Origin of the sequence: Protofrankia sp. Cj3, from assembly GCF_917627355.1 — a bacterium.
GTDB lineage: Bacteria > Actinomycetota > Actinomycetes > Frankiales > Frankiaceae > Protofrankia.
Map to the genome: position 1 here is coordinate 1 of NZ_CAKJTR010000203.1, position 8,178 is coordinate 8,178.

At 69.9% G+C, this 8,178-nt stretch carries 6 protein-coding genes; 1 reads left to right on the forward strand and 5 read right to left on the reverse strand.

Annotation, left to right across the window (positions count from 1 at the left end; all coding sequences use genetic code 11):
- From MJ783_RS20015 to MJ783_RS20035, 5 genes are all read right to left on the reverse strand, one after another.
- A partial coding sequence (locus tag MJ783_RS20015; protein ID WP_239312618.1) for a 3-hydroxyacyl-CoA dehydrogenase NAD-binding domain-containing protein occupies positions 1 to 2,133 on the reverse strand: 2,133 nt, incomplete at its 3' end.
- Entirely contained in the window at positions 2,130 to 3,377 is a 1,248-nt protein-coding gene (locus tag MJ783_RS20020; protein WP_239312620.1) for a thiolase family protein, read from the reverse strand. The genes MJ783_RS20020 and MJ783_RS20015, both read right to left, overlap by 4 nt.
- A gap of 281 nt (positions 3,378 to 3,658) precedes the next feature.
- Positions 3,659 to 4,996, reverse strand: a complete 1,338-nt coding sequence (locus MJ783_RS20025) for an HRDC domain-containing protein (protein ID WP_239312622.1) — start codon at positions 4,994 to 4,996, stop codon at positions 3,659 to 3,661.
- Positions 4,997 to 5,211: 215 nt separating this feature from the next.
- A complete protein-coding gene (locus MJ783_RS20030) occupies positions 5,212 to 5,835 on the reverse strand; it encodes a DUF3000 domain-containing protein (RefSeq protein ID WP_239312628.1) in 624 nt (207 codons plus the stop codon).
- Positions 5,836 to 6,379: 544 nt separating this feature from the next.
- Positions 6,380 to 6,778, reverse strand: a complete 399-nt coding sequence (locus MJ783_RS20035; RefSeq protein ID WP_239312624.1) for a DUF3817 domain-containing protein — start codon at positions 6,776 to 6,778, stop codon at positions 6,380 to 6,382.
- Positions 6,779 to 7,081: 303 nt separating this feature from the next.
- On the opposite strand from MJ783_RS20035, the gene hemE reads away from it, so the two are divergent.
- Complete coding sequence (gene hemE, locus MJ783_RS20040) at positions 7,082 to 8,167, forward strand: uroporphyrinogen decarboxylase (protein ID WP_239312626.1); 1,086 nt, start codon at positions 7,082 to 7,084, stop codon at positions 8,165 to 8,167.
- Positions 8,168 to 8,178 lie beyond the last annotated feature (11 nt).

Here is an 8,178-nt window from a genome sequence, read left to right on the forward strand (position 1 = left end):
GCCCGGTGGGCTGAAACGACGGCCGGTGACCTTCTCGCTGATACCGGTGCGATCCAGGTAGGGCGTGATGCCACCGAGGTGGAACGGCCACCCGGCGCCGAGGATCAGGGACAGGTCCACATCGGCGGCTTCGGCGACGACGCCGTCGTCGAGCAGGATGCGGATCTCCTCGGCGAGTGCGGCCAGCGCCGCCTCCCGCACCTGCTCACCGGTCAGTACCGGGGTGTCACCGCCGGTCTGGACCCGCAGGAGCTCAGCCGCCTGTTGGTCGATCTTCCGTGAGTCTCCCGTCCCCGCGTGGACGTTGGCCCGGCCGGCGGCGACCAGCCGGGCAAGGCCCTCGGGCTTGCCGAAGCGGTCGGGATAGGCGGCGTGGAGGGTCTCGGCGACGTGGAGGACTATCGGCGGGCCGACCAGCTCAAGCAACGCCAGCGGGGACATCGGCAGGCCGAGGGGTTCCGGTGCCTGGTCGGCCTCGGCCGGGGGGGTACCGTTCTCGATCGCGCCGAGCACTTCGTCCATGAACCGGACGAGCAGGCGGTTGAGGGCGAACGCCGGAGTGTCGGTGGTGAGTACCGCGTTCTTCTTGAGTTTCTTCACGACCGCGAGGGTGGTCGCGATCGCCGCGTCATCGGTCTGCTTGCCTCGTACCACCTCGACCAACGGCAGCACGGCCACCGGGTTGAAGAAGTGCAGCCCGGCTACCCGCTCCGGATGCGTCAGCTCCGAGGCCATCGCGCTGATCGACAGCGCCGAGGTGTTGGTCAGCAGCAGGGCCGTCGGGCTGACAACCGCCTCCAGCTCGGCCAGCACCTTCCGCTTGACCGCGAGATCTTCGAACACGGCCTCGATGACGAGGTCGGCATCGGCGAACACATCCTTGGTCAGCGAGCCGGTCACGCTTGCCTTCAGCCGGGACGCCCTGTCCGGGGAGAGCTTCTTCTTGGCCAGCAGGTTGTCCATCTCGGCGTGGACGGCGGCCACACCGGCGTCGAGGCGGGTCTGGTCGATGTCGGTCAGGACGACCGGGACCTCCAGACGCTGGGCGAACAACGCCGCGAGCTGGCTCGCCATCAGGCCGGCGCCAACCACACCAACCTTGGTGACCGGGCGTGCCAGCGCCTTGTCCGGACCGCCGACCGGGCGCTTCGCCCGCTTCTGCACCAGGTCGAAGGCGTAGAGGCTGGCGACCAGCTCCTCGGTGACCGCGACGTCGGCGAGCGCGTCAGCCTCGGCCGCGAGACCAGCGTCGAGGTCGGCGGTCTCGGCGAGCTCGATCAGTTGCAGCGCACGGTATGCCGCGGGTGCCGCGCCGTGCAGCTTGGCGTCAGCCAGGGCACGGCCGCGGGTGACCGCGTCCGCCCAGGCCTGGCCGCGCCGCACCGGCGTCCGCGCGGCCGCCGGGTCGATCTCACCGCGGATGACCCGGCCGGCCCAGCGCAGTGCCTCCTCCAGAAAGTCCGCCGGTTCCAGCAGGACGTCCGCGAGGCCGAGCTCGGCCGCCTGACCGGCGTTGAGCATCCTGTTCTGGCTCAGCGGGTTCGCGACGGCGATGGTGACCGCGGTGTCCGCGCCGACCAGATTCGGTAGCAACTGGGTTCCGCCCCACCCCGGTACCAGCCCGAGGAAGACCTCGGGCAGGGCGAGCGTCCGGACCGCCGCGGACACGGCCCGATAGTCGCAGTGCAGTGCCAGTTCCAGGCCGCCGCCCAGCGCCGCACCGTTGACCAGCGCGAAGGTGGGCACTTTGCGGCCGTGCAAACGGCCCGCACCGATCCGGCGCATCGCCGCGTGCCCGAGTTCGCTGAACGCGTGGATGGCGGGCCGGACAGCCTGCGGATCGGTGAAGGAGGTCCGGAAGGACAGGTCGGCGCCGACGCTGAAGACGAACGGCTTACCGGTGACGGCGATGGCCGCCACAGCCGGGGCGTGCGTCTCGATCTCGTCCATGGCGGCGAGCAGGTTGCGTAGCCCGGCGGGGCCGAAGGTCGACGGCCGGGTGTGGTCCAGGCCGTTGTCCAGGGTGATGAGCGCGATCGGCCCGGCCACGTCAGGCAGCGTCACATAGCGGACGTGAGCCTGCGTCACCACTTCGCCCGGATACTCCAGGGCCGGCGTGTCGGTCGAGGTCATGCTGCCTCTCCTGTCCGGTCAGCCGCTTGCGAGGTGTTCGCGGCGGTGCCGAAGTGCGGGTTCGCCCAGATGGTCGTCGCGCCCATGCCGAGGCCCACGCACATGGCGGTGAGCCCGTAACGGACCTCTGGGTGCTCGGCGAACTGGCGGGCGAGCTGGGTCATCAGCCGCACGCCGCTGGCCGCCAGCGGATGCCCCAGGGCGATCGCGCCGCCGTAGGGATTCACCCGCGGGTCGTCATCGGAGATGCCGAAGTGGTCGAGGAAGGCCAGCACCTGGACAGCGAAGGCCTCGTTCAGCTCGAACAGGCCGATGTCGTCGATGGACAGGCCGGTGCGGGCCAGGGCCTTCTGGGTGGACGGGATCGGCCCGATCCCCATCACGTGGGGCTCGACTCCGGCGAAGCCGAAACCGACCAGCGACATCTTCGCCGTGAGGCCGAGCTCCTCGGCGACGTCCGCGGCGGCGAGCACGCATCCGGTCGCGCCGTCGTTGATGCCGGCCGAGTTCCCCGCGGTCACCCGGCCGTGGGGGCGGAACGGGGTCTTCAGACCGGCGAGCCCCGCCACCGTGGTGTCCGGGCGGGGTGGTTCGTCCGCTGTCACCAGCTCCCAGCCGCTTTCGGCGTGCCGGCCCGCGACCGGGACCAGATCAGGCTGGATCCAGCCGTTCGCGTATGCCTTGGCCACCTTCTGCTGGGACGCGAGCGCGTAGGCGTCCACCCGTGCTTTTGTGATCTTCGGGTAGCGGTCGTGGACGTTCTCCGCGGTCTGCCCCATGACCAGCGCGGATAGGTCGACCAGTTGTTCGGAGACGAAACGGGGGTTGGGGTCGACAGCTTCGCCCATCGGGTGGCGGCCCATGTGCTCGACCCCGCCCGCGATCGCGACGTCGTAGGCGCCGATGGCGATGGCCGACGCGGTGGTCGTGACCGCCGTGACCGCCCCGGCACACATGCGGTCGATGGCGTAACCGGGCACGGACCGCGGCAGACCGGACAGGATGCCCGCGGTCCGGCCGATGGTCAGGCCCTGGTCACCGATCTGCGTGGTGGCCGCGATCGCCACTTCGTCGATCCGTTCGGCCGGCAGCGACGGATTGCGTCGCAGCAGCTCACGGATGACCTTGACGATGAGATCATCCGAGCGTGTTTCAGCATAGACCCCCTTTGCCTTGCCGAAGGGGGTGCGGACACCGTCGACGAACACGACGTCGCGGACGGAGTCCCGGGCAGCTAGGAACACCTGTGCCTCCTGACAGCATTGCGGCGACTTCGGCCTCCGGCGGTGGCAAAAAATGATCGTGAAAAGCGATCGCACCGTCTTCGGCTCTGCGCGAGACCCGGACAAAGCCGGTGCCGACGTGGTTGCCGGCACACCGAAGCCTACGGCACTCTGTTACTCATGGGTAACCCCATACCCCGCTCCGCCGAGCTGACCGCGAAGCGGGGCCTTGGGCCTGCCGCGTCCCATCCGGTGCTACTGCCCCATCCGGTGCTACTGCCCCATCCGGTGCTACTGCTGCCCTATCCGGTGCCGCCGTCGGCCGACGCGGCCGGATCCCGCCGCGGCGCAGGCTCGTCAAGCCGCTCTGGCGGTGCTGGCGGTGCCGACAGGCAGCTCGCGATCGGGCTGGCGGTGAGCTCCACCTGCCATGGCCGGGCGCCGCCCTTGCGCAGCAGCTCCGCGACGATCTCGACCGATGCTGGCGCCGCCGGTGGCGACCAGGCGAGCCGGCGGGCGAGGGCCGGCTCCAACAGGTTCTCCACCGGCATGCTCCGCTCGGCGGCGATGGCGCCCAGCTGGGCGCGTACCCGGACGAGCCGGGCTGCCGCCACCGGATCACGATCGGCCCAGCGGTTCGGCGGCGGTAGCCCGTCACCCCCGGGCGCGACCGCCGGCGGCAGCGTGTCCTCGGGCAGGCTGGCGGCTTCCCGCAGCGCGGTGAGCCAGGTCCGCGCGTTGCGGCGCAGCCGTGGGCCGGAGAAGATCGGTAGCCGGGTCAGGGCCTCGACGTCGGCGGGGTTGTTGAGGACCGCGTCAATGATCGCGCTGTCTGGCAGCACCCGGCCGGGAGCGATGTCCCGTTCGCGGGCGATCCGGTCCCGGGTCGTCCACATCGAACGGACCGCGGCGAGCTGGCGACGGTTGCGAACCCGGTGGATCCCGCTGGTGCGCCGCCACAGCTCCGGTCGTGGCTCACGGGGGGGAGCCGCGGCGATCGCGGCGAACTCCTCGCGGGCGAACCGCAGTTTGTCCTGGGCCGCAAGCTCGCCGTGCAGCGCGTCGCGCAGCTCGATGAGAAGTTCGACGTCGAGCGCGGCATAGCGCAGCCACGGTTCTGGTAACGGCCGGGTCGACCAGTCGGCCGCTGAGTGTCCCTTCTCGAGGGAAAAACCCAGCACTTTTTCGACCATGATCCCTAGTCCCACCCGCTCGTAACCGAGCAGCCGGCCGGCAAGCTCGGTGTCGAACAGCGCGCCCGGACGCAGACCGAGCTCGGCCAGGCAGGGCAGGTCCTGGCTGGCGGCGTGCAGCACCCACTCGGCGTCACCGACGGCCTGCTGGATGCGGACGAGGTCGGGCAGCGCGACTGGGTCGATGAGGTGGGTGCCGGATCCACGGCGGCGGATCTGGACCAGATAGGCCCGCTGGCTGTAGCGATACCCCGATGCCCGCTCGGCGTCGAAGGCCACCGGGCCGTTCCCGGCGGCCAGCCGTGCCGCGGCCGCATGTAGCGACGCCTCATCGACGATGACGGGGGGGATGCCTTCGGACGGCTCCAAGAGCGGCCGAGTGTGCTCCGCGCCGCCACCGGGATCTTGGTTTTGCTGGTGCGATGAATCCGGAACCGTCGACGTCACGATCGGCGATCGTACGTCCGAAGCAGGCGATGAGCAGGGCGCTCGGGCGGACGCGGCCCGACTAAATCGGTGTGGGTTCGTGATCGGCCTCGAGTTGAGCGATTAATTGTACTGCTAGTATCCATTTAAGTACGGAGAGTTCTCGACTGTGCCTTGGGAAGAGTGACGAAGATAACTGTCATGATCATAAATTCGGCTGGGTTCGCGGGGACTGCTCAGCCGCGGCGGGATGGCAGGGGCACGACTCCGCAGAGCCGCGGTGGCAGGCCGGCCATGGCGGTGAGCAGGTCCGCGAAGGCGTGCAGCTGGGCCACGGCCTCCGCTGGCCGCCAGCCACGGCGGCCAGCGGCACCGGTCGTCTCGGCCCAGTCCGGTGACCATGAGCAGCGCAGTTCCACGTCCGAGCTGTGACCGTCCGCCGCGAGAACACCGAACCGCCGCGAGTTCGTGATGGTCACGGTGCCGCCCAGCGCACGGTATGCGGCATGATTCGCCTCCAGCGCCTCGCACAGCCACGACCAGGCGACTTCGGGCAGGCACGGGTCTATCGCGATCTCTGTGTCGACGGCCGCTCGGGCATAGCAGACGAACCTCGCGGTGCCCTCCCAGGCGCTGTGCCCAGCCGGATCGAGAAGGAGGATCAATCGTCCGGAGGCCGCTTCGTCGTCGTCACGGGACAGACCACCAGCGATGGCGAACGCATACGGCGCGAGTCTGGCGGGCGCCTGGATCTCATGCAGGGTGATCTCTGCCGGAGCCCGCCCCAACGCGTCCCGTAGCGCGGACGTGGCGGCCACGAAGACCGGCGGCGCGCCCTCCGGAGACAGCGATGCGCCCATGGACGTCACGTTAGGACGTCCTGACCGTACGCGCGCGACAGCGGTCGGGCGACCGGGTGACCGGCCCGGACCCGCCAGAGCCGGCCGGCCGGTCAGGCGACATGGCGCGACCGGTGCCGGATCGGCTGGCCAGCGAACCGGCGCGGCACTCGCGCGGATGTCCGCTCCGGCCTGGCGACGATCTGTCGCGGGTCGACGAACAGCGCTGTTCCGCAGTCGACGCATGCGCGTTCAGGACAGTCCATTCCGTGTCCGTCCACGCATGGTGGCTGCTCGAAACCGCGCGTGTCGCCGCACTCGGGGCACACCCGCTGGGTCAGCCCGTCAGCGCCCGCATGGGCCTGTTCCACCCGAACACCACTCCTAGGGCACGTCCCGTCAGGAGGGCGCGCGTGGACATCACGGACCCTCTCGTCCCATTCGGACCGTCCCTGACGGTGGCACGGACCAGCCGCAGAGCCACGTATTCGGGCTCGGCGTGTCGTGTATGTTCAAGTGTGTTCAGGTGGATACTTTTAGTGAAAATGGTGGATTGTGGGCGCTCTTAGGCCGCGGGGGTGCTTCCGGGCGCGGTCGGTGCGGGCGCGGCCGAGCTGTCCGCGGGCGTCCGTACGCGGCCGGCGACGGGCGGGCGCAGCCAGCGGCGTTCCACCGCATAGGGAGCGATGGGCAGGACGGCGGCGCCGAGCGCCAACAGCGTCTTCGACACCGGCCAGCGGTGGTCGCGGGCGACGGCGATCATTATCGCGCAGTAGGCGAGGAAGAGCCCGCCGTGGATCGGGCCGAGTACCCGGACCCCGCCGGGGTGGCCGGTGCCGTACTTGAGCGCGGTCGCGACCAGCAGGAGGAGGAAGGACGTCGCCTCGGCGACCGAGAGAACCCGCGCGGGTGCGAGCATCCGCGCGTCGCCCTCTTCGCCGCGGGGGCTATCGGCAGTTGGCATGTCCTGGCCTCCACGGTGCCTGTTGGTGCCCATCGCGGCGTAACCCCCCCCGGTACGGATCCGCTGGGGAGCGGCCGCGGGCGGATGTCCGCTACGTCAGGTCGGTTCACGGTCTGCCACATCTTTCTACGTCACGTCGAAGATAGTCGCGACCGGGAGGCCTGCCACGGCCGTTGTCGCGGGCTTCATTTTCCATTACTCTTCGTGAGAACTTCGTCCCCCCTGGTGGGGCGTGACCGATGTCGCGGCGATTGAGGTCGCCGTCTGCGCAGCGGGCGCGTCCGGCATGCAACCATCGAGTCCATGTATTGCGTAGCGGTGCCCGGGGGTGAAACCTCGGGCGCGTCTGTTGGAGAGCCCGAACCGCGCGATGCGCTGTTCTTGCGGGCGTGTCGAGGCGAGCCCACCGAGCGCACGCCAGTGTGGTTCATGCGGCAGGCCGGCCGCGCGCTGCCGGAGTATCGCCGGCTGCGGGCCAACATCGCCATGCTCGACTCCTGTCGCGATCCAGCCATGGTGACCGAGATCACTCTGCAACCGGTGCGGCGTTTCCGCACCGACGCCGCGATCCTGTTCTCCGACATCGTCCTGCCGCTTGTCGCGATTGGTATGAACATCGACATCGTCGCCGGTGTCGGCCCGGTCGTCGCGGATCCGATCCGTGACCGAGCGGCGCTGAGCAGGCTGCGGCCAGTCACCGGCGATGACGTGCCGTATGTGGCCGACGCCGTCCGCACGCTCGTCGGCGAGCTCGGGCCGATCCCGCTGATCGGTTTCTCCGGCGCGCCGTTCACCCTTGCCAGTTACCTGGTCGAGGGCGGTCCCAGCCGGACGTATGCCCGCACCAAGCAGCTCATGTACACCGAGCCACGGCTGTGGCACGAGCTGCTGGGACGGCTCGCCGACATCGCCATCGGCTACCTGCGGGTCCAGGTTGAGGCGGGCGTCAGCGCCATCCAGCTGTTCGACTCGTGGGCCGGTGTACTGGACGAGGTCGACTACCGCCGTTATGTGCTTCCGCACAGCGAGCGCGTGCTTGGCGCATTCGCCGATGCCGGCGTCCCGCGCATCCACTTCGGGGTGAACACCGGCGAACTGCTCGGCGCCATGGCGGAGGCCGGCGCGGATGTCGTCGGGGTGGACTGGCGGGTCCCGCTGGACGAGGCCGCCCGGCGGATCGGCCCGATGCGTGCGGTCCAGGGCAACCTCGACCCGGCCGCCGTCTTCGCGCCGGCGGACGTCCTGGCGGACAAGGTCCACGACGTGTGCGTCCGTGGTGGCAAGGCCGGCGGCCACGTGTTCAACCTTGGGCACGGAGTGCTGCCCGAGACCGATCCTGGCGTGCTCGCCCACATCGTGGACCTGGTTCATGCGGCCTCCCCCGGATAGTGGCTCCGCCA